The sequence below is a fragment of the Natronorubrum aibiense genome, from assembly GCF_009392895.1.
GTDB lineage: Archaea > Halobacteriota > Halobacteria > Halobacteriales > Natrialbaceae > Natronorubrum > Natronorubrum aibiense.
Map to the genome: position 1 here is coordinate 15,862 of NZ_CP045490.1, position 22,692 is coordinate 38,553.

15 protein-coding genes and 1 tRNA gene are annotated in these 22,692 nt (G+C 60.9%); 10 read left to right on the plus strand and 6 right to left on the minus strand.

What is annotated here, in order from left to right; translation table 11 throughout:
- The first annotated feature begins 53 nt into the window (after window positions 1-53).
- The 4 genes from GCU68_RS18660 (at window position 54) to GCU68_RS18675 (ending at window position 7,745) form a co-directional block, all read left to right on the plus strand.
- On the plus strand, window positions 54-3,044 hold the full coding sequence (locus tag GCU68_RS18660; protein WP_152944150.1) for an FAD-binding and (Fe-S)-binding domain-containing protein: 2,991 nt from the start codon (window positions 54-56) through the stop codon (window positions 3,042-3,044).
- Between the two features lie 304 nt (window positions 3,045-3,348).
- The gene (locus GCU68_RS18665; protein ID WP_152944152.1) at window positions 3,349-5,085 is read left to right on the plus strand and encodes an L-lactate permease; all 1,737 of its coding nucleotides are present in this window, start codon (window positions 3,349-3,351) and stop codon (window positions 5,083-5,085) included.
- 702 nt (window positions 5,086-5,787) lie between these two features.
- The gene (locus GCU68_RS18670; RefSeq protein WP_152944154.1) at window positions 5,788-7,068 is read left to right on the plus strand and encodes an MFS transporter; all 1,281 of its coding nucleotides are present in this window, start codon (window positions 5,788-5,790) and stop codon (window positions 7,066-7,068) included.
- A 173-nt stretch (window positions 7,069-7,241) separates the two neighbouring features.
- Window positions 7,242-7,745, plus strand: coding sequence for a hypothetical protein (locus GCU68_RS18675; protein ID WP_152944156.1), 504 nt, complete (start codon window positions 7,242-7,244; stop codon window positions 7,743-7,745).
- 62 nt (window positions 7,746-7,807) lie between these two features.
- Here the strand turns inward: GCU68_RS18675 and GCU68_RS18680 are convergent, their stop codons facing one another.
- Entirely contained in the window at window positions 7,808-8,200 is a 393-nt protein-coding gene (locus GCU68_RS18680; RefSeq protein ID WP_152944158.1) for an NUDIX domain-containing protein, read from the minus strand.
- Window positions 8,201-8,381: 181 nt separating this feature from the next.
- On the opposite strand from GCU68_RS18680, the gene GCU68_RS18685 reads away from it, so the two are divergent.
- On the plus strand, window positions 8,382-8,735 hold the full coding sequence (locus GCU68_RS18685; protein ID WP_152944159.1) for a 4a-hydroxytetrahydrobiopterin dehydratase: 354 nt from the start codon (window positions 8,382-8,384) through the stop codon (window positions 8,733-8,735).
- Between the two features lie 128 nt (window positions 8,736-8,863).
- On the plus strand, window positions 8,864-10,225 hold the full coding sequence (locus tag GCU68_RS18690; RefSeq protein ID WP_152944161.1) for a dihydrolipoyl dehydrogenase family protein: 1,362 nt from the start codon (window positions 8,864-8,866) through the stop codon (window positions 10,223-10,225).
- A gap of 145 nt (window positions 10,226-10,370) precedes the next feature.
- Here GCU68_RS18690 and GCU68_RS18695 read toward each other — a convergent pair whose 3' ends face one another.
- Window positions 10,371-10,802, minus strand: coding sequence for a CoA-binding protein (locus GCU68_RS18695; RefSeq protein WP_152944163.1), 432 nt, complete (start codon window positions 10,800-10,802; stop codon window positions 10,371-10,373).
- Between the two features lie 136 nt (window positions 10,803-10,938).
- Between GCU68_RS18695 and GCU68_RS18700 the strand changes: the two genes are divergently transcribed.
- Window positions 10,939-11,388, plus strand: a complete 450-nt coding sequence (locus GCU68_RS18700; protein ID WP_152944165.1) for a universal stress protein — start codon at window positions 10,939-10,941, stop codon at window positions 11,386-11,388.
- 18 nt (window positions 11,389-11,406) lie between these two features.
- On the opposite strand, the gene GCU68_RS18705 is transcribed toward GCU68_RS18700, so the two are convergent.
- Window positions 11,407-13,680 carry an amino acid permease gene (locus GCU68_RS18705; protein ID WP_152944166.1) on the minus strand — a complete coding sequence of 758 codons (2,274 nt, stop codon included), beginning with the start codon at window positions 13,678-13,680 and terminating at the stop codon, window positions 11,407-11,409.
- A gap of 140 nt (window positions 13,681-13,820) precedes the next feature.
- Here GCU68_RS18705 and GCU68_RS18710 point away from each other — a divergent pair, with 140 nt between their 5' ends.
- On the plus strand, window positions 13,821-14,576 hold the full coding sequence (locus tag GCU68_RS18710) for an Lrp/AsnC family transcriptional regulator (protein ID WP_152944167.1): 756 nt from the start codon (window positions 13,821-13,823) through the stop codon (window positions 14,574-14,576).
- 80 nt (window positions 14,577-14,656) lie between these two features.
- Here GCU68_RS18710 and GCU68_RS18715 read toward each other — a convergent pair.
- Together GCU68_RS18715 and GCU68_RS18720 are read right to left on the minus strand one after the other, a co-directional pair.
- Window positions 14,657-14,731 (minus strand) — tRNA-Met (locus GCU68_RS18715).
- 152 nt (window positions 14,732-14,883) lie between these two features.
- Window positions 14,884-16,770 carry a PGF-CTERM sorting domain-containing protein gene (locus GCU68_RS18720; RefSeq protein ID WP_227015084.1) on the minus strand — a complete coding sequence of 629 codons (1,887 nt, stop codon included), beginning with the start codon at window positions 16,768-16,770 and terminating at the stop codon, window positions 14,884-14,886.
- Window positions 16,771-16,890: 120 nt separating this feature from the next.
- Here GCU68_RS18720 and GCU68_RS18725 point away from each other — a divergent pair, with 120 nt between their 5' ends.
- Together GCU68_RS18725 and GCU68_RS18730 are read left to right on the plus strand one after the other, a co-directional pair.
- Window positions 16,891-18,840 carry a hypothetical protein gene (locus GCU68_RS18725; RefSeq protein ID WP_152944168.1) on the plus strand — a complete coding sequence of 650 codons (1,950 nt, stop codon included), beginning with the start codon at window positions 16,891-16,893 and terminating at the stop codon, window positions 18,838-18,840.
- Complete coding sequence (locus GCU68_RS18730) at window positions 18,837-21,890, plus strand: MMPL family transporter (RefSeq protein WP_152944169.1); 3,054 nt, start codon at window positions 18,837-18,839, stop codon at window positions 21,888-21,890. Before GCU68_RS18725 ends, GCU68_RS18730 begins: the two co-directional genes overlap by 4 nt.
- 136 nt (window positions 21,891-22,026) lie before the next feature.
- On the opposite strand, the gene GCU68_RS18735 is transcribed toward GCU68_RS18730, so the two are convergent.
- A complete protein-coding gene (locus GCU68_RS18735; RefSeq protein ID WP_193565104.1) occupies window positions 22,027-22,665 on the minus strand; it encodes a hypothetical protein in 639 nt (212 codons plus the stop codon).
- Window positions 22,666-22,692: the final 27 nt, after the last annotated feature.

Sequence of the window (22,692 nt, forward strand, 5' to 3'; positions counted from 1 at the left end):
TATTGTGAACATAACAAGAGATTTTATAATAATTGATATTGTGGTATAAGGCAATGGCTGTTGAGAAGCCACAAGATGATCTGAGTAGCTACGAGGAGTTCCGAGACACACTTGATCACGACCACAGCGACGTAAGCGAGTACGCGGATCTGGCGGCCGATCTTCGAGCAGTCCTGAAGGGGGAGGTGCGCTTCGACGAATACGCGCAGGTGTTGTACGCGACCGACGGCAGCATCTACCAGGCCCGGCCTGCGGGGGCTGTACTGCCACGTGACACCGAGGACGTGCGAAACGCCGTGCGCGTGGCGGCAAACCACGACGTGCCGATCATAGCACGAGGGGCGGGGTCCTCGCTTGGCGGACAGACGGTGGGGCCGGGCTGTGTGGTGCTCGATCTGAGCACGTACATGGACGACATTCTCGAGGTCGATGCTGAGCAACGACGGGCGCGCGTCCAACCGGGCGTCGTTCAGGACGACCTCGACGACCACCTCGAGCAACACGGGCTCAAATTCGCACCGGACCCCGCCTCGTCGAACCGCGCGACGATCGGTGGCGGCATCGGAAACAACTCGACCGGTGCCCACTCGGTGCGCTACGGTATCACCGACGCCTACACCGAGGAGCTAAAAGTGGTCCTCGCCGACGGCTCGATGATACACACCCGCGAGATCGTCCTCGACTCCGAGGAGTGGGACGAAATCGTCACGAAAGACGACCGCGAGGCGGCGATCTACCGCACCGTGCGCTCGATCGTCGAGGAGAACGAAGACGAAATCGACGAGCGCTACTCGGATCTCAAACGCAACGTCTCCGGGTACAACCTCGACCGGGTGATCTACGAATCCGACGACGGCGAGGACGTCATCAACCTCTCGAAGCTGTTCGTCGGCGCCGAATCCACCCTCGGTGTGGTCGTCGAAGCCGAGGTCAGTCTCGTGTCACTCCCCGAGGAGACGGCGCTCGTCCTCTACTGTTTCGAGGACCTGATCGAGGCACTCGAGGCGGTTCCCGAGGCCCTCGAGTTCGATGCCAGCGCGGTCGAACTGATGGACAGCGAGGTCTTTCGACTCGCGCGAGAATCCGAACAGTTCTCCCGCTACGAGGAGCCGATCCCCGATGGGACGAACGCGGCGCTGATGCTCGAGTTCGACTCCGAACTCGTCGACGACTTCGAGGCGGCGATCGGCCGGACGAACGCTCACTTCGTCGACGACGGCGACGCCTTCGAGGCGCTCGAGGCGTACACCGACGACGCCCAGGCAAAGCTCTGGAAGCTCCGTAAAGCGGCGATTCCGCTGTTGATGAGCCTGGACGGCGATCCGAAGCCGTACCCGTTCATCGAAGACGCAACGGTTCCGCCGGAAGAACTCGCCGAGTACGTCCAACAGTTTATGGACGTCCTCGAGGCCCACGACACCTCTGCGGCCTACTTCGCCCACGCCGGCAGCGGAACGCTGCACATTCGGCCGATCCTCAACCTGAAGGAAGACGAAGGCATCCAGACGATGCAGTCGATCACCGAGGACGTGACCGACCTCGTGCTCGAGCACAATGGCTCGTTCTCCGGGGAACACGGCGACGGACTCGCGCGAACGGCGTTCAATCCGAAGATGTACGGCGACGAGCTCTGGGAGGCGTTCAAAGAGGTCAAGACCGTCTTCGATCCCGAGTGGCGGATGAACCCGGGGAAGGTCGTCTACACCGACGAAAACCCGACAGACATGCGCGAACACCTGCGCTATGGCGACGGGTACACGTCGATCGAGCCCCAGACGAAACTGGATTTCTCCGAGGAGGGCGGGTTCTCACAGCTCGTCGAACTCTGTAACGGCTGTGGGACCTGTCGCCAGACCGACGACGTGATGTGTCCGACCTACCGCGGGATGAAAGACGAGATCGCGACAACGCGTGGTCGGGCGAACATGCTCCGGGCGGCGATCTCGGGCGAGATTCCGGAAGAGGAACTCTACTCCAAGCGCTTCCAGGAGGAAGTGCTCGATCTCTGTGTCGGCTGTAAGGGCTGTAAGAGCGACTGTCCGACTGGCGTCGATCTGGCGAAGCTCAAAGCCGAAGCCAAGTATCAGTACCACGAGCGCGAGGACGTCGGACTTCGAGAGCGACTGTTCGGCAACATCGACACGGTCTCGAAGCTCGGAAGCACGCTCGCGCCACTGGCGAACGTCGGACAGAAGCTGCCGGGGAGCCGGCTGGTGATGGAGAAAATCGCCGGCATCGCTCCCGAGCGGACACTGCCCTCGTTCGAGCGTACATCCCTGCAGGCGTGGTTCGCCGAGCGCGGTCCGCGGGTCGACCCACACGAAGCCGACCGGAAGGTGGTGTTGTTCCCCGACACGTACACGAACTACAACTACACGCGGCCCGGAAAAGCCGCCGTACGTGTCCTCGAGTCGGCGGGAATCCACGTCGAGATCCCCGAAGACGTCGCCCCGAGCGGCCGTGCGGCGTACTCGGTCGGCATGCTCGACACCGCCGAGGAACGCGCCCAGACGAACATCGACTTATTCACCGAGTACATCCAGAATGGCTACGAAATCGTTACCGTCGAACCGTCCGACGCGGTAGTGTTCCAGGATGAGTACCTCGATCTGGTGCCGACGTCGCAGGCGGAAACGGTCGCCGCCCACGCCTACGGAATCAGCGAGTACATGGATACGTACCGACTCGTCGAACGACTTCCCCTCGACGAGACCGACGAAACCCTCGCCTATCACGGCCACTGCCATCAGAAGGCAACCGGCAAGGACCACCACGCCGTCGGGGTGCTCCGGCGCGCCGGCTACGCAGTCGATCCGATCGAGTCCAGTTGCTGTGGCATGGCCGGGTCGTTCGGCTACGAAGCCGAACACTACGATCTCTCGAAAGCGATCGGCGAACGACTCTACGAGAAACTCGATGCGAGCGATGGGACTCCGGTCGCACCAGGAGCGTCCTGCCGGAGTCAGATCGGCGATCGCGACCGCCAGGACGAGAAGCCGCCACATCCGATCGAAAAAGTGAACGACCTGCTTCCGGTCTCCTGATCGGCGTCCGCTTCGCTCGTCACTGGTCGTGTGGCCGAGCCAAATGGTTCTATTAAAACGAATTCGTCCGCACAACACGCCGATGACGGTCTCGTCGGATGCGAGGCCAACCGAGGATTTTGCCACAGCTGAGGGGTGTAGTATATCGTTACTTTGGCACCAGTAGCCATTCGTGATTTGATAACAGTCGACAATTATAAATACGAAATAGACAGTTTTCAATCCATGGCATATCCTGTCAAACGAAGCGCCGGGATAGTGGTCGAACCATCGCCGCTCACACGATCCACCGGAGGTGATCCGAATGGCTAGTCCCGCCGAGCTCGTACTTGCAGCGACGCCCCTCGTACTCGCGGGCGTATTACTCGTTGGGCTACTGTGGCCGGCCACGCGTGCGATGCCGATCGCGTACGTCACGGCGCTTATCGTTGGCTACTTCGTCTGGGACATGCCAGGTGAGTACCTCTTCGCTGCTTCTGCGGTCGGCGCAATGACGGCGATCCAGATCCTCTGGATCGTCTTCGGTGCGTTGCTCCTTCTGTATACGCTAATGCAAGCCGGCGCGTTCGATCGGATCAATCAAGGGTTCGCGAAGATTAGCGACGATCGTCGGGTACAGATCGTCCTGATCGGCTTCTTCCTCGCGGCGTTCATCGAAGGTGCAGCAGGCTTCGGGACACCAGCAGCGGTCGTCGCACCGCTCCTGTTGGCGCTCGGATTCCCGGCACTCGCCGCCGTCATCGCCGGACTGGTTGGCCACATCCTCGCCGTCACATACGGTGCGGTGGGAACACCGATTATCATCGGAATTCAGGATCCACTCGGTTCCACCGATGCGACGAGCACGGCGATTTCCGAGGGTGGCTTCACCGTCCAAGAGTTCTCCCTCGAGGTCGCTGTCTGGGCGGCGACCTACCACACGCTCGTCGGGTTCGTCATGCCACTGTTCGCGGTCGGGATGGTCGTCTACTTCTTCGGCGATATGGATGAGCGGAGCCTCAAACCTGCCTGGGAGGTTGCGCCGCTGTGTCTGTTCTCCGGAATCGCGTTCGTCATCCCGTACTGGCTCTCCGCTCAGATCAGTGCCGAGTTCCCCAGCCTGATGGGAGCGATGGTCGGTGGTGCAATCGTCGTCACCGCCCTGAAAGCCGGCTACTTCGTGCCAGACGAAGAGTGGGATTTCCCGGACCGTGAGGAGTGGCCCGCTCACTGGGTCGGCACGATCGAACCAGGCCAGACCAATGGTGCCGGAACGGGCCGTGGAGCAGGTGATGCGACCGTCGCCGACGGTGGTGTCGGCACGGCTAACATGTCGCTGCTTCGCGCCTGGGCGCCGTACATTCTGCTGGTCGTCTTACTCGTCGTTACTCGAGTCGTCGAGCCACTGCCGTCTATCTTACAACAGTTCGGGACGGAGTGGAGCAATATCCTTGGAACAGGGCTGAGTGGCGGTATCGATTGGGTGTACGTACCCGGTTTCTGGCTGTTCGTCTGTGCACTGATCGCGATCCCGCTGTACAGCATGTCCGGCGAGGAGGTCAAAGCCGCCTGGACGGAAGCAGGGCAGAAGCTCATTGCGCCCCTGATCGCGCTCGTGTTCGTCATCGCGATGGTGCAGGTGATGCTCCAGTCCGGTGCACACGCCGACGGCACTGAGAGTATGATCTTCGTGCTCGCACAGGCGACCGCCGACGCGGTCGGTCCCGCCTATCCGTTCATCGCCGCGCTCATTGGCGCACTCGGTGCGGCGATGGCCGGCTCGAACACGGTCTCGAACATCACCTTCGGCGGGTTCCAGTTCGAGGCCGCCACACAGCTCGGATTGCCAACGCAGATCATCGTCGGCGCGCAGGCCGTCGGCGGGGCCATCGGAAACCTCGTGGCGATTCACAACGTCGTGGCCGCACTGGCGACCGTCGGCCTCGTCGGCCACGAGGGCCGAGTCATGCGGTTGAACCTGATTCCACTCATCTACTACGCGGTCGGCGTCGGGATCGTCGCGACCGTGTTCAGCTACGTGATCTTCCCGGGACTCTTCTAGGCGATCCCCGGCCATTTTTTGAGACGGACGTCGAGTGGTGGCAGAGCACACAGAGTCGATCCGAACGAGAGACCGATCGTCGGTCGAGACAGCGACAGGTCCGTCATCAACCAACACACGTACTTATATTGTCAGTCACAGCCACTATGCGCTAGTATAGTTCCCATTCTATACAAGATAGGTTCTCGCGAAAGTGGCCACCAAGCGATGTGCTTTCGCATCTCGAGATCGAACGATCGTTCGCCAACCCGGTTCCCGAGACGGATGTCTTCAGTATAGTCGAGTATCTATCGGTCTCGAGTAAGCGTCATAATCGGTTACCGTGGCCAACAGCGACTGTTGTGAGCAGACGACTCCCTCGAATGCGTGTCCCTCCGTGCGTCGCGATCGAACGCCAACAGAGAATACAGAGAGCAACTGGACAGACAGCAATAACGGCAAACCCACCAGTTCCACTGTTCAATATTGTTTCTATGTCACAATAGTAGTTCCGTATATTACTATAATATATTAGATATATACTCTTGGAAGTCCGTCATCGGTGGCGAGTCGCAGTGCACGGGTTTCTCCTCGATTGCCAAGAGACAGACGTCAACCGCCTCGCAATTCTGTGAACGGTACTGATTGATATCACTTCCCGTGATTTCGTTTGTCTCGCTGTCGAAATCGTTATGCCAGCGGTACGCAGTCAATGAATTAGAGATGAGCACAGCGCAGTCGAGTCGACTGACCGACAACGACAGGTCCATCACGGGGTTCGTGATGATCTCGCACGCCGTCGTCCACACGTACGAACTCTCGATTCCGATCTTGATGGTTATCTGGCTCTCCGAGTTTGGGTTGAGTACGGCGATTCTCGGGACGGCCGTCGCAGTTGGATATGGGCTGTTCGGCGTTGGTGCCCTCCCGGCAGGCGTGCTCGTCGACAAGTTCGGCTCGAGGGAACTGGTCTTGGTCTGTCTGGCTGGCATGGGTGGGTCGTTCCTGCTGTTGAGCGCAGCTCAGGGGATCGTCACGATCACCATCGCCCTCTGTGTCTGGGGCGTTGCAGCGAGCGTCTACCATCCGGCAGGGCTGTCGCTCATTTCGACTGGCGTCGAACAGCGTGGAACCGGGTTCGCCTATCACGGGATGGCCGGGAACTTCGGCATCGCGTTCGGACCGCTGTTGACCGCCCTGTTGCTGTTGGTGTTCGACTGGCGAGTCGTCACCGGTCTGTTGGTCATTCCCGCTGGAGTTGCGATTCTGTATGCCGTCTCGTCCAGTTTCGACGAAACGGCGGCCGTCCAGACGGAAACGGATGGGGGCGAACTCGAGGACGACGAATCGATGTCGCTGTCGAAGTTCGTCACGGACAGTCGCGCGCTATTCACGCTTGGCTTTACAGTGGCGATCGGCATCGTGATGATGAACGGCCTCTTCTATCGGAGCACGCTGACGTTCCTGCCGGACGTGTTGAGCGGGTTCGTGCCGAACGTCGCCGATCAACTCCAGTTGTTCGATCCGGGGAGTCCAGTGGCTGAGGAGTTCGATCCCGCGTCGTATCTCTACTCCGGGTTGTTGATGATTGGGATGGCCGGCCAGTACGTCGGCGGTAAGTTGACCGATCGGATCCGAATCGAAAACGGTCTCATGATCGTGCTCAGCTCGCTGACCGTCGTTGCGATCCTGTTCGTGCCGGCGGCACAGGCAGGCGTCATACCGCTACTCGCCGTCAGCGCGCTGCTTGGCTTCCTGTTGTTTTCACTCCAGCCGATGTATCAAGCGACGATTGCCGAGTACAGCCCACCCGAAGACCGCGGCCTCTCGTATGGGTACACGTACCTCGGTGTCTTCGGCGTCGGCGCCGCTGGTGCTGCCATCGCCGGCTACCTCCTTTCGATCACGACCGTCAGAACGACGTTTATCATCCTCGCGATATTCCCCGCGACGGGTGCCTTGCTGGCGATAGTCCTCTCTCGAACCGGCGACCGCCGTTCGTAGTCGGTTACTGATATAAACGTGAAGAAATAACGTCCACATTACTCCAGTTCGTCGTTTTCGTTCGTTGTAGCCGGTCACTCGTCAGTAGCGGTTTATCCAGTTTTATATATACTAAGTGGCAGTTTGGCGAATCGAACCAAACGTACTTTGAGAGAGCGACGCTGACTGGACGCATGGACGAAAAGCAACTACCCGAACCAGCGACTGGACTCTCACGACGCGCCGTTCTCAGCGCCGGCGCTGGTGTCGGCGTCGGAATACTTGCAGGATGTGTAACCGACGCGGGTGGAACCGGTACCGAAACGGACGGAGCCAGCGAAGACGACGATGGCAACGATGAAAGCGATGGTGATGAGGAGGCGGCGAGAACCCTCGTAGAAGCGTTTATCGACGCCATCGAACCCGAACTCTCGGTCACGGAATGGGAGCTGAACGGCATGCTCGTTTTGGAGTACACCGACAGCCACGGCGTCGAAGACGACGCTGAAATCCTCGGAAACGCCTACGCCGACATCGTCGAACAGGGATTCGATCGCCGAGCGATGCCGACCGCACTCGACGACAACGAGGATGTCGCGTTCATGGTCTTTCTCGAACCGGAGTGGGCCACCGCGTATCTCGAGGGGGACTTGTCGGAAGACGCGTACTACGCGGAGATCATCGACTCCGAGCACTAACTCCGGTCTCGAGATTACCCGCGGCCATTCGGCGGGAGACCAATGTGTCAACGAGGGCGCGATCACCCGAGTAACGCATCGGTGACGATTCGTTCGTGATCGAATCCCATCTCGGGGAGGTCGGACGGATTAAACGCGTTCACTTGGCGAGCCTCGGCTCGCGGTGCCGGTGAGTCGTCGCCGACGGGAGTACATCGATACGCTGCACTCACGTTCCCGCGCTCGTCCCGGTTGGGGTCGTCGTAGAGACCGACGAACTCCTCGATCGTGACCTTGAGGCCGACCTCTTCTTTGGTTTCGCGGACGCACGCCTCTCGTGCAGTTTCATCCCGCTCGACGAGGCCACCGGGAAGTACCCAGCATCCATCGAACGGCGGGTGGTCACGCTCGAGGAGGAGGACGGCTCCGTCTCGCTCGATCACAGCGTCGGTCGCCAGCGCTCGAACTTCGACCATACCACACAGTCGAACAACTGACTACTAAGATGTACAGGGCAGATCTGAGCGGAGCACGACTGGAAGCCGGTCACGGAGAGGGACGTGACGGATTCGTGAGCCGGGCGATCCCGAGTGGAGCAACGAACAGCAGTCCACGGCAACGGCCAACATACAAGCGGACTGCGAGCATAGTTCCAGTATGGCCGAAGCACTCGCAGATCAGGAGTGTACCGCGTGTACGTCGGACGACGAACCGCTCACCGAAGCGGAGTACGCGGACGATTTCGAGGAACTCGATGGTGACGTCTGGGCGGTCGTCGACGAACACCACCTCGAGGGAACGTACGCGTTCGAGGACTTTCGCGATGCGCACGAGTTCACTTACGAAATCGGTGAACTCGCCGAAGCAGAGTGGCACCACCCGGACATCCACCTGCAGTGGGGAGAGGTTACGGTCGAGATGTGGACACACAAAATCGACGGCCTCCACAAGACAGATTTCGTGATGGCAGCGCGGATGGATCGCATCCACGACGAGTACGCACCCGACTGAGAGCGATCACCGGCTCACGTGCGACTTCGATGACGTAGCCCCCGCTCCAGCATCCAGTACACCGGTCGTGTCTCAGCGGTGAACAACCCCGATCGCTATTTACGTGTTCGGGTGTCAGTAGCACTGGAATGGCCGATTTTGATGTTCTCGTCATCGGTGGTGGGACAGCCAACAACGTCGCCGCGGCGGCGGCAGATAACGGACTCGAGACGGCGCTCGTCGAACCCGGCCCGCTCGGCGGAACGTGTCTCAACCGCGGCTGCAACCCATCGAAGATGCTCATTCAGGCAGCAAATGCGGTCAACCACGTCCGGGACGCCAACCGGTTCCACGTCGATGCGACCCTTGCGGGGATCGACTGGGAAACCGTCGTTGACGAGATGGACGACGTACTCGGGAGCATCGCTGCGGATATGAAAGAACGCTACCGGAATACGGACGGTCTCACGCTGTTCGAAGAGCGGACCGCGTTCGTCGACGAACGGACGGTCGAACTCGAGGGTCGAGAGGTAACCGCCGAGAAGATCGTCGTCGCAACCGGCAGCCGACCCGCCGTGCCGCCGATCGATGGTCTCGAGAGCGTCGACTACCTGACGAGCACGGACGCGCTGTACCTGACCGACCTCCCGGAGAGTCTGGTCATCCTCGGTGGCGGGTACATCGCCGTCGAACTCGGCTACGTCTTCGACTCGATGGGAACGGACGTCACCATCGTCGAGAAGAACGAGACGCTCGTCTCGCGCGAGGACGACGACGTCGCCACGGCCCTGACCGAACTCGCAAGCGAGCGATACGACGTCCACACTGGCTATCGCGTGACGGGCGTCGAAGCAGTCGATGGCGGCCATCACGTCCACGCCAAAACCGAAGCAGGCGAGACGTTGTCAGTCAGCGGCGAGGAGATCCTCGTCGCACTGGGCCGCCGCCCGAACACCGACGCGCTGAACCTCGAGGCCGCCGGCATCGAGATAGACGACCGCGGGTTCATCGAGACGAACGAGTACTTAGAGACCACCGCCGAAAACGTCTGGGCACAGGGCGACGTGGCCGGGAACGCGATGTTCAAACACGCGGGCGACTACGAGACGCGCCACGTGATCGACAGTGTCGTTCACGCTAACCGTCGGAAACTCGATCTCACCGCGATGCCACACACCATCTTCACCGAGCCTCAGATCGCTGGAGTCGGGGCAACCGAAGCGGAACTCGAAAAAAACGGCCGCGAGTACGTCGTCGGCCGGGCCGACTACGCCGACTCGGCGATGGGGCGGGCGAAGAAACTCGAGGACGGCTTTGTGAAGGTGCTCGCGACACCCGATGGAGAGCTCCTAGGCTGTCACGTCATCGGATACGAAGCGTCGATGCTGATCCACGAGGCGGTCGTCGCGATGCGGACGGGGGCCACCATCGACGAAGTGGCGGATACGATCCACGCCCACCCGACGCTCGGGAAAGTCATCGAGGCAGCGTTCCGTGACGTTTCGAAGTGAGAGTAGTCGAATCGGTGCTCGGTTTCAGTACTGATGCGACTCGGAAGTGGAGCAGGTCACCCATTGGGACGTGACCCGGTGGCGACGGCCCCGACAACGGACGTCGAAAGCGACCCTGTCGGGTGCGATACGTGTGTAACTCGTTTCAGTTGTTACTATGATAGGCAGACGCGACCAGTCGCTGGTGTTCGGGTTTCATACACCGATCTTCGACGACCGTCAGACCGGCCGCTTCTGCTCGAGCGACCGCCTCGTCGTCGTGAATACCGAGTTGGAGCCAGATGACCTCGACGTCGTCTCGCTCGAGGGCTGCGTCGACGATGCCGGCGACTTCGTCGCTTGGGCGAAACACGTCGACGATGTCGATGTCCTCCTCGACGTCCGAGAGCGAATCGTAGGCTGGCCGTCCCAGTAGCTCGTCCGCATTCGGGTTGACCGGGATGACTTCGTAGCCCTGTGCGTCGAGATATTTCGGGATTTCGTGGGCGGCTTTCCCGGGTGTCGACGAGCAGCCGACGACGGCGACCGTGTTCTGCTCGAGGACGGTTCGGACTTCGGCGTCTGTCTCGATAGGCATACCGTTCGTAGGCAGTCACACGGCAAAAGCCCTCTGTCGGTTCGCGATACCGTGGTGTGCCGGCGTCGGTTTCGGCGAGCAACGTTTGGATCGCACTCCCGAACCATTATGAAGGACATTTCCCTCTATCCTGTATATGAGTCGTTCCCACAACGCTTCCGACGGAGACCTTCTCGGTCACGTTCTCGTCCCGGTCGCAAACGAAGACGACGCTATCGAGACAGCAATGGCGCTCGAGCCGTACAACCCCAGCCACGTAACGGCACTTCACGTCGTCGAAAAGGGCGAAGGTGTGCCTGATAAGACACCCGTCGTGCAGTCCGAAGAGTTGGCTGCGGAGTCGTACGCCGCCGTCCGCAGGGTGTTTCCCGATGCGAACGAGCACACCGCCTACGCTCGAGATGTCGTCGGAGCGATCCTCGAAGCGGCCGATGAGGTAGATGCGAGCGCCATCGCATACCGCTCCCGCGGTGGAAACCGACTGCTGCAGTTTCTGTCGGGTGACCGCTCGCTCAAACTCGTTACCAAAGCCGATCGGCCGGTTATCGCACTGCCACGGGTAGAATCGGACGCGGACGCCGAGTGATCGACTCCGGTCGTCGACTCAGCGACGGCCGAAGATTCGATCGCGGAGCGACCGAGACGACGGCCGTTCGGCCAACAGCACGGGTGTCTCGAGTTCCTCGATCGTCTCGAACACGAGCGAGCCCCGAACGATACGCGACAGGAGTCCGCGTTCGGTCGCACCGATGATGACGAGATCGTGATCAGCACTGAAGCGTTCGATCGCGGTCTCGACATCGCCCGTCTGGACGTGTAACGCAGCCTCCGACAGCTGATGGCTGTCGGCCCACTCGCGCAGGAACTGCTGGCCTGCTTCTTTCTCGCCCTCGTCGACGACGTGTAACAACGACACCTCCGTGCCGATCGTTTCGTGGAGTGCACGGGCGATCTCCGCGGAAAGGTCGGACGACTCCCCGCCAGCTGTGGGGACGACGACGTCGGCCGGGTCGAACTCCGCTGCGTCCAGCACGAGGAAGTCACACGGCACGTCGTGAGTCAGTTCGTCGATCGTCCGTTCGGCACGGCCCGCAAACCGCGTGCCACCGTAGCCCATGACGACCATGTCGGCGCCGTTCGATTTCGCCGCGTCGGACACTTCCTCGAGGCCACGGTGAGAGAGAATGGTCTTCGTTTCGATCGGGACGTCGAACGCCGCGGCGTCCTCTTTGGCGGTTTCGAGAAGCGTCTCCGAGACGGAGTCGAGTTGGTCGCTGGTCTCGGCAGCAGCAGCGAGTGACGTCTGGTCGGGGACGGTAACGATGTGAGTCGCGAGTACTCGACCACCTTCGTGTTTGGCAAGGATACTGGCGAGTGTGATAAGCGCCTTCTCAGTTCGAGGGTTAGCCAAGGCGACCATGATCGTCGGGCCGTCCGTCCCACTCGGTGCGACTGCGTCGGCAGCTTCGACGACCCGATTAGGCATCTCCTCTTCGCGATCTCGGATGTAGTCCGAGAGAATGCCTTGCTGGATGGTTTTATCACGAGCGTAAAGGAAGTACCAGAGCACGGCGGCGAGGACGAACGCTGCGGACAGCGCGATCTCGACCCCATCCATGAACGCGACGAGTCCCAGCGAGAGGGCTGCACCGAGAATTGGCGTGATTGGATAGAACGGCACCTCAAAGTCGGGATCGTACTCCGGGACGTCCGCCTCACGAAACACGATGAGTCCGACGTTCATCAACGCATATACGATGAGGTGGAGAACGCTGGCCGCTTTTGCGAGCACCTCGATATCCCGTCCCAGGAACGTGATGAATGCGATGATGAGCACGCCGGTTACGAGAATCGATCGGTACGGTGTCGAAAAGTTCGGATGAATCTCGTTGAGCCAGTTGGTGACGATCTTGTCGCGGCCCATCGCGAAGTTGATGCGTGCGGAGGCGAGAATGGACGCGTTCGCCGAGGACGCCGTCGCCAGCAGTGCACCGATGGTCATCAGCGCCGCCGCAGCGGCAGCGATGCCACCAAGCGGCCCGAGAGAGGACGGGAACGCGACCTCAGCTGCCTGTGCAACCGGCGCGTCCTGACTGAGTTCGGGCCACGAGATCACGCCGAGCATGGTCGTCACGAGGATCGCGTAGATGACGGTCACGATCCCGACGCTCCCGATGATGGCGATAGGGAGATTCCGGCCCGGGTTCTTTAACTCCTCGGCAACGGTTGCGATCTTGGCGTAGCCGAGAAACGAGACGAACACGAGCGCTGTCGCCGGTAAAATGGCACCCATTCCGAACGGCGCGAGGCCGCCCTCGTCAGCCAGCGTTTCGTAATCGAACGACAGAAAGCCGGCGAGTGCGAATGCGGTAAGGATTGCGAGCAGAGTGAACACGATGATCGTCTGGACACGGCCGGTCTCTTTCGCGCCGATGTAGTTGACACCGACGAAAATCCCACCGGCGATGAGCGCCCCAATCTGAATCGAACTGAGAAACGCAATGTCCGGTAGCGGAACGAAAACCGCAAGGTACTGACCAAATCCGATACAGTAGAACGCAGAGGCGAACGCGAGTCCCATCCAGTCACCCATCCCGGCGATCGAGCCAAACATCGGCCCGAGCGATTTGTTGATATAATAGTACCCGCCGCCGGCTTTCGGCATTGCCGTCCCGAGTTCGGAGACCGACAGTGCGTTTACCATCGCGATCAACCCGCCGACGACGAACGATACGACCACGATCGGCCCGGCCGCGTTGGCAGCGACGCCGGGGAGGACGAAAATCCCGGCTCCGATCATCGTCCCGATACCGATCGTCATTGCTGAGATCAGGCCGAGGTCCTTCGCGAGTTCCTCGTCACTTTCGCCGTGGCTCATACCGGGAACTCGAACACCACACACACATAAGAACACCGGTAATATTTAGGAATCAGTAATAATAATGGTTCGAAATTGCGTATTACACAACACACCCACCAAAACAGCGATATGAAATCCCTCGCTACTACCCGAGTACCATGGACTATCGGCTCGATGAAATCGATCGACGCATCATCTACGAGTTGATGCGTGACGCCCGCAACACGTCCGCTCCGACGATCGCTGAAGAGGTCAACGTCTCGCCGGGAACGATACGAAACCGAATTAGCCAACTCGAGGAGCACGACATCATCCGTAATTATACCGCTGAGATCGACTTCGAACGAGCCGATGGTCATTTGACGAACCTATACGTCTGTAACGCGCCGGTTTCCGAACGCAACGCACTCGCACAGGAGGCACGTGCCGTCCCTGGCGTCATCAACGTCCGACAACTGATGACCGGGCGCCGAAATCTCCACATTATGGCCGTTGGAGAAGACACGGAACAGCTGCGACGGATCACTCGAGCGCTCTCTCGGTTGGGGATCGAAATCGAAGACGAGACGCTCGTAGAATCCGAAACCCACAGCCCCTATACGTCGTTTGGCCCCGAGGAGGAGATTTCGACGAACACGACGACGGATTTCATCAGCCTTGCCGGCGATGCGAACGTCGTCGACATGACCGTCGAGGCCGATGCGCCGATCGTCGGCCACACACTCGAGGAAGCAGTGCAAAACGACATCCTCGACGACGACTCGCTGGTGATCGCCATCGAACGCGAAGACCGTGTACTGACACCCCACGGAACGACCGCAATCCAGCCGGACGACATCGTGACGGTCCTGTCTCGCAGCGGAGACACTGACCAAGTACTTGAGGCGTTCATCGCTGATGAAGCGGCACCGTAGCGGTTCTGGGATCCGCACAAGAACAATTTTACGTTCACGACACTCGCGACTTCGTTCCTCGAGGTGTTCGCGTCGAAAAGTAGCGGGAGGTAGATTTGAACTACCGGTCTGCGGGTTATGAGCCCGCCGGAATCTCCTGGCTATCCCATCCCGCTACTACATCGTACCCGATGGCCACGATTAAGGGTTGTTATTTTCGGAGAGTGTGTCAGACAGTTAACTGTAGTTCACGGGGCAGACGGAAGGCATACACAGGAGACACCGGGCTGGACAAAACTGGAAAATCGTCGAACCGGGACTGTAGCGATCAGTTACGACGGAACAACAGCGCCGTCGAAAGAAGTGCAACGAGTGCGACTGCGACACCGAAGCCGGGCGAGCCATCGTCGCTCTCGTCCGTATCCTCGGCAGCCTCGTCGTCGTCGGCGTTCAGTTCGAGATACTCGGTGACCGTGTCCATGTCGAGCCGTGGGTGTTCGTCGTCCCACTCACCGGGCATGTGAACGGTCGTGTCGTCGTCGACGACCTCGAGCGTGCGGACGTCGTCTTCGGTGGCATCGCCGTCGACTAGTTCCGTCACGTAGACGTAGCCGGCTTCGTCGTTAGCGTAGACGTGGGTGACCGAGTGCCCGTAGAACGCGTCTTCGAGATGATCTTCGAAGGCGGTGATGTCGTCGAACTTCGCACCCGTTTCCATCTCGACCGTGCCGTCGTCCATATTCAGGTCGAACTTGGCGAGCTCGAGGTCTGCGTCGTCGAACGCCGTCATGAACTCGAGGGCCTCGTCGTCAGCGGTCGGATCGTCTTCTAGGCTGTCGATCGCAGCGGAGATCGCGTTCTCGAGGAGCGCTTCCTGGGTCATCTCGAGGGTCATCTCCATCTCGATTTCGTCGTCGACAGTTTCGGCGGTAGCAGTCATCGAGAACTCGGCGAGGTCGATGTCGCGCTCGTCGAGTTCCTGAGTGTACGCCTCCCAGTTTTCTGCGTCGGAGGAGACATCCATCGAGAACGTCTGTGTCTGGGTCTCATCCTGGGAGAACGAGAGTTTCCACTGGGACGTCTGAACGAGGTCGGCTTCCGCCTGAGCCTCGTACATGTCGACGTATTCGTCGGACTCGAGGTCGACGTCGTCCATCTCACCGGCCGATTCGGCAAGGTCGAAGAGGGCGAACGTGGTCGAATCGAGGTTCGTGAACGCGATCTCCCACGCACCCTCGACCGTGTTCTCGCTCACGAGATAGGAGACGTCGAACGTCTCGATTTCGGCGTCGAGAAGATCAGCTGCGAGCTGTTCGGCCTCGTCCTGGTCGAGGTCGAGGTCGGACTCGGAAGCGAGTCCGTCCGCAACTGCCGACTCGAGTCCGTCTTTGACGTTCTCGAACTCGACGGTGTACTCGACATCGAGGTCGGCGGTACCGTCGGCGTTCTCCTGGAACTCGTGAGCGTCGATCGAGACCGTCACGTCGCCGCCAAGTTCGGCTGCGACATCGCTGAACTGTGCCTCGAGGGTCTGCGTGGCGTCGGCTTCGGTTCGCCAGTTGTCGGTCTGGTACTGGTTCAGTTGGTCTTGGTTGTGCACGTCGAGCGTGTAGCTGCCGTCTGCTTCGGTAAGTTCGAGGTCAAGTCCGTTGTCCGGGCTCTGCATACCGCCCATCATGGTGGCGCTGAACTCGCCGTCCGTGCTGAACTCGTCAGCGCTCGAGACCGTCGTTCCGGAGGCAGACACCTGTGTGAATCCGGCACCGGGGCCGGCGGCATCCATCTCCATCTCGAGGTCGGCGTCGAACGTGCTCGTCTCCTGGTTCTGTTCGGCCAGCACGTCCATCGACAGCTCGGAGAGATCGGTCGGCCGCTTAGCCGCGAACGAGCCCGAGGAGTCGACGCTGTCGCCGTCGACTTCCATCGAGAGGGCAGCGGAGACGTCGTCTTCCATGTCGTCCGTGATAAGCGCGTACACGACGGATTCGGAGACGTCGAGTCCGACTTCGCCGGAGGCACCGGTGTCGGTGTCCGAGTCTTCATCGTAGACGAGGACGGCGTCGCCGTTTTCGTCGACGAACACCTCGTCAGCCGGGTCAGCCTCGTCGACATCCGCCAGTGCGGTGCCGGCAAACGAAGACGTGATCAGTACGACAGCCATCATGACCGTCGCGATACTCCGCAGGGACCGTTTCGAAAAGACCTGCCTGTTCATCGACTTCGTATTTAAACCTGCCCTATATGTAGTTTTCGCTGACATTAATTATCAACTGACATTCATATTTGAAAGACACTCAACAAGACGTATTACGGTGTACGCGAAAGCCACCGACAGATGCGCGGTAACAGGGTGGGAGCGCTCCTCGTCGTCTGCCTGCTGATCGGGACCGTTGGAAGTGCCGGTGGCGCTGGCGCCACCGGGTCCACCGAGAGTCCCGTCTACGGGCCGCTCGAGGAACTCGACGTAACCGAGGAAAGTGACGAAGTCTACGTCGCCGAAAACGGCGACGCCGTTCTCGTCTACGACCACCCCCACAACGCAACGCCGCTCGAGGGAACGGTCGGCGTGAACACGGAAACTGGCCTCGCACATGCACGCTACGCCGGCGAGCTGGAGGAGGCAGCCGGGTTCACCGGCGACGTGACGCTCCGGACGGACCAGAACGACAGCGCGAGTGCCGGCGACCTCCGGATAGCGGAAACCGAGTCGATAACCGACCTCGAGGCAGCTATCGACGTCCGACAGACTGATCGAGAGTCGACTTCGAGCGGCGACGTACAGGCGACCGTCACCGACCGAGAGCTGGCGTACTCGTCGGTTCGCTCGGAGGGCACCCTCGAAGTGGCGGGTGGTTCGCTCACCGGGTCGGGGACGATACACACGACGGCGCACAACGACACCGCATGGCTGGCTGGGACGAACGCCTCCCTCGAGCTAACGGTCACGGAAGCCACCGACGGCTACGCGCTTGCAGTCACCGAACGCCGACCCATCGAGGAGTGGGAACGGGAGCGATGGAACACGCGGGCGGACGCGCATGAAAGTCTTCAGAATCGATTCTCGAGCGCCGCCATCGAGTTGGGTGGGACAGCCAACGGGACACTGGAGTCGTATCGCTTTACGGACGGCGACGAGCAAGCCATCGTCGAATATTCGTACGACGTCACCTACGTCGGCGTCGACGATCGAGTCGCGGAGGTCGTGGTGGCACAGATACAGCAGCGGACGAACACCGAGCTAACCGAAGCAGAATCGCGCGTACTGGCCGACCGGATCGAGTCGACACGACTCGAGCGGTTGTGGATCGACGTCGATCGCAACGGGCCGAAGACGGCCGTCGAGTGGGAGCTCGAGGCCAGCGGCTACGACCAGCTCGTTCTCGGCACAGTCGAGGTCGCAGAATCGATCGACAGGATCGACGATAGCGTCGTCGACCAGTTCGACATCATCAGGGCGACGCTCGAGACGCGGAAAGAGACGGATCTTCGCCAGACAGCATCCTGGAACGTGTCGATCGACGATGACGGCACTCAGACGGCGATCGACGCCACCTGGCGTTCCGACGCTGAAAACTGGCAGACGTACACGACGGCGCTCGAGGAGCGAGGGCTGTCGTCGCTCGTTCCGGAAACTACTGTAACGATCGATGCACGCACGACCGCCGACGGCCTCGGCATCGTCTACAACTACGAGACGGCCGCCGACGGCGCGCTCGATCGGACGATCGACGAACTCGAGGGGACGGCGGCGGGCGCGAGCGACGTCGTCGCGACGGCCAGCGCACTCCACGAGACGTTCGAGACGGCCGAACACATGAAAGCCGACGTGACAGTCGACAACGGAACGTACGCACTCGAGGCGGCCGCGGCCAATCCCGATGTGGCGTTCGAGATAGCGGCGATCTCGGACCAAAGCGGGCTGTCAGTCTCGGCGATACACGCCGAGAGTGACGAGCACTCGAGTACGGTGTACGTCACCGTCGACGAGTATGTCAGCGGGGAGCCGACGAAAGAAGCGGTGCGCGATCGTGAACAGGTCGGCGACGATACCGCCGTCTACATGCCCGGCGAGTGGGATCGCGAGTTCCCACGGGTCGATTCGGAGCGTGTGGCGACCATCCTCGATGTCGACCTCGACGACGAGGACGCCGACAACGAAAGACTGGGCATCGCGGTCAGCTTGGCGCTCGTGGGCGGCCTCATCGCAGTGGCACTCGTCGGGTTCTACGGCGTTCGTCAGTGGTCGCTCAGCCGATCAGACGGGACTCGAACTGACGAGCAATGAGCGAAGACGACAGCCGAGATCGGTCGACCAGTGGAGTGTCCCTCGTGGACGCGATCACGACACACTCGAGGGTCGTCATCACGGTCATGCTCGTGCTGACGGCCGTCTTCGGCATCGGGGCCACAGCCGTCGAGTACGACACCTCCCTCGAGCAGTTCGAGAGTCAAACGGCAGAGCGAGCAGCACTCGAGTACGCCAACGAACACTTCGACGCTCGAGACGGTTCGAATACGGCGACCACCGTCGTGATCGTCAGCGGGGAGAACGTCCTCACGAAGGAGTCACTCCTCGACTCGCTGGCGCTCCAACGCCAACTCGCCGACAACGAAACGGTCAACGGGAGTCTCGCCGAGGAAACACCGATCACCGGGGTCGAAAACGTCGTCGCGACGAGCGTGATCCGCGAAGAACAGGCCGATGCGCTCAGATCGCGCGGTGCCGACCTCGAGGATCGTGCGGAGCGACTCAATGCAACGGCTGCGGCGCTCCAGAGCGATCTCGAGACTGTCCGCGACGTCCAGGCGGAGTACGAGCGTCTCAACACCTCCTCCGGAGCCGGCGAGATCGACGGCGAGACGTACCGAACGCGATCGGCCGAGCTCGACGCCGAACTGGACGCGGTCCACGACAACGCGACGCCGTCGCTCGATGCCGACCAGACACGGTCGTTCACCCGGGCTATGGGGAGCGTTCGAGCCGTGCAAGCCGAGATCAGCGCCACCGATCGAGCGCGAGCGAACGGGACCCTAAGTCAGTCCGAATACGATCGGCGAGTGAATCGCCTCGAGAACGATCTCGAGGCCGCCTACACCGACGGCACGGTCGGCGTGCTCAACGAGGAGTACGATCGGCTCTGGCACCAGCGCGAGGAACTGGAGGCCGAGCGCGACGCACTCGAGTCGACGGAGCAGCCACCCCTTGGCGACCAGATCGACGCTCTCGAATCGCTCAACGACTCCGCCTACGGCCGTCACCTCGAGTCGATGCTCGAGGCGGAGACCGGACCAGCCAGTGAGATCGTCCGACCCATGCTCCCGTCGTCGTACGAGCCGGATTCGACGCAGGCAACGGAGCGACTGCTTCGCATCCAACAAACACACGCCACCGACACGAACGAGTCGACAGGAGCGCCCGACGACGATCTTGTCGAACGCCAGCGCGCGATCCAGCAGGTGGTCGACGATCACGACAACGACGTCACCGACGAACACACCGTGTTCGGGCTCGGGCTCGCGACCGACGAGGTCGATCGTGCGATCGGCGACAGCCTTCGCTTCGTCGGCCCGCTCGCACTCGGGGTCGTCCTCGTGTCGTTGACGGTCGCCTACCGCGACCCGCTCGAGGTCGTTCTGGGAAGCGTTGGTCTCCTGATCGTGCTCGTCTGGACGTTCGGGTTCATGGGCTGGACGGGAATCACGTTCAACCAACTGTTCGTCGCGATCCCGGTGTTACTGATCGGTCTCTCAATCGATTACGCGATCCACGTCGTCATGCGCCACCGGGAGTATCGCACCGATGGGATAGCTCCCACTCCAAGCAGCACCGACCAGGATTCCGCTCGAGGGGCGATGGCGGCCGCACTCGCCGGCGTCGGCGTTGCACTCATGTGGGTCACGGCGACGACTGCGATCGGGTTTCTCTCGAATGTGGTGAGTCCGATCGCCCCCCTCCGAGCGTTCGGCCTCGTGAGCACGTTCGGAATCGTCGCCGCACTGTTCGTCTTCGGCGGCCTGATTCCGGCGATTACGATCGAACTCAAGACGTTCCTCGAGCGCCGCGGCGTCGATCGGCACAAACCCGCGCTTGGCACCCGGAACGGCGTGCTCCGAGAGATGCTTTCGGTCGGCGCGAGTGCTGCACGGACCGCACCTGTCGTCGTCCTCGTCGTGGCGGTCGCGCTGACCGCCGGGAGTCTGTACGCAGCGGGAACGGTCGACACGAGTTTCGAGCAATCGGATCTCCTCGCCGAGGAGCCCGAGTGGCTCGATCAGGCCCCCACAACACACGCTGAGTATCGGGCGAACGACGGCTTCACAAAGCTCGACGAACGCTTCGAGACCCGAAACTCGCAGGCCCAGATCGTCGTCACCGGGAACGTCACCGACGGGGACACGCTCGAGCGCATCGACGCGGCGCGGACAGCGGCTGCAACGACCGAGTCGGCCGACGCGCCACGAACGGCCGGAACTGCCGATCGCGATCCGCTGACGGTCATGGAATCCGTCGCCGAGGAGGACGAGTCGTTCAACGCGTCGTACCACCTCGCCGATCGGACGGGCGATGGCATCCCGGACCAGAACGTCGCCGGACTGTACGACCAGCTGTTTGAGGTCGACCCAGACGCCGCGAGCGACGTGATCGCCCGAACGGACGACGGCGAGTACGAGTCGGTCCGACTCCTGATCTCGGTTCGTGATGACACACCCGGCGAGCAAACGACGGCGGAGATGCGGGCGGTCGCAGAGACGATCGACGACGGCGAGACGGACCAGCGCTGGAACGCGACCGCAACCGGCCCGCCGATCGTCACGCACGTCGTCGAAGCCACCTTGTTGGACGCGATCTACGAGAGCCTCGCGATCACGCTCGTCGCAGTCGGTGGGTGTCTCGTCGTCGCCTACGCCCTGACCGGCACCGGGGCAACGCTCGGCGTCGTCACACTGATCCCGGTCGTCCTCGCACTCTGCTGGATCGTCGGTACGATGGCGCTGCTCGAGATCCCGTTCAACGTCCTGACTGGCACTGTCGCGAGTCTCACGATCGGGCTCGGCGTCGCGTACAACATCCACGTGAGTTCGCGCTACGTCCTCGAGTGTCGTCGACAAGACACCGTCGACGACGCACTTCGAACGACGATGACGGGAACCGGGGGTGCGCTGTTTGGCAGCGTTGCGACGACGGCACTCGGGTTCAGTACGCTCGCGCTCGCGTTTCTCCCCGCCGTTCGACAGTTCGGCATCATCACGGCGCTGACGATCGTCTACGCCTTCCTCGCGAGCGTCCTCGTGTTACCGACGTTGCTGGTCGGCTGGACGCAGTATTTCCAGTAGTTGGCACTACGGATATGATATTCAAAATCGTGCTCTGTTGAATAGCAGTCTACTCGAGATCGACAACCAGTGAGACCAGTATTGCCAACCACCACACCATTATTTCCAATAATTACACAGAGTGTCGCCCCCAGTATCAAAACAGTTCGTCGAGCGGGCGATCTGCGTCGTCCTCGGTGGTAGCGTCCGGGTCAGGTTTCACTGGGGGAGCGTCGAAGAGTCGGCCGCCACCACGCTCCCGGGCAGCCAACACATCGTCAAGTTCGGCTTGCATTTCATCGTCGAGAGTGGGCGCAGTGAAAGCGTTGGCAACGTCATCAGGCAGGGCGGGACGAGGTGCGTTTCGGTGCCGCTCGATTTTCTCAGTGAGGTAGAGGTTGTCCTGAAGGGCGCGCAGCACAGGCACGTACCGGAGGTAGTCGTATTCATCGAGTAGAGTAATGCCGTAGCTGGTGAACCGCCAGAACTCGCGTGGATCGTTCTGTTCAGCTTCATCACCGTTATAGGCGTGTTTTGACACGATTTCTTTCGCTGCGAGGCGATCGAGATGCTCGAGGATGGTCGATCGATTCTTGGGTACTAAGTATTCCAATTCGTCCAGTGTGACGAGATGGTCAGGATGCCCGAGGATTGCCTGGATAATGTAGTAGCGAGTTTCCTGTGTGATAAACCGGTGTGCGCGTCGCTGTTTCTCGAACGGCAGAACGTCTTCCCCACCGAAAGGATCGGTTGGCCTTTCAGGCGGGCCGCGGTGGGCGTCCGCGCTATTGCTCATATGCGTCTTTCCAGCCGAAGTCACGTA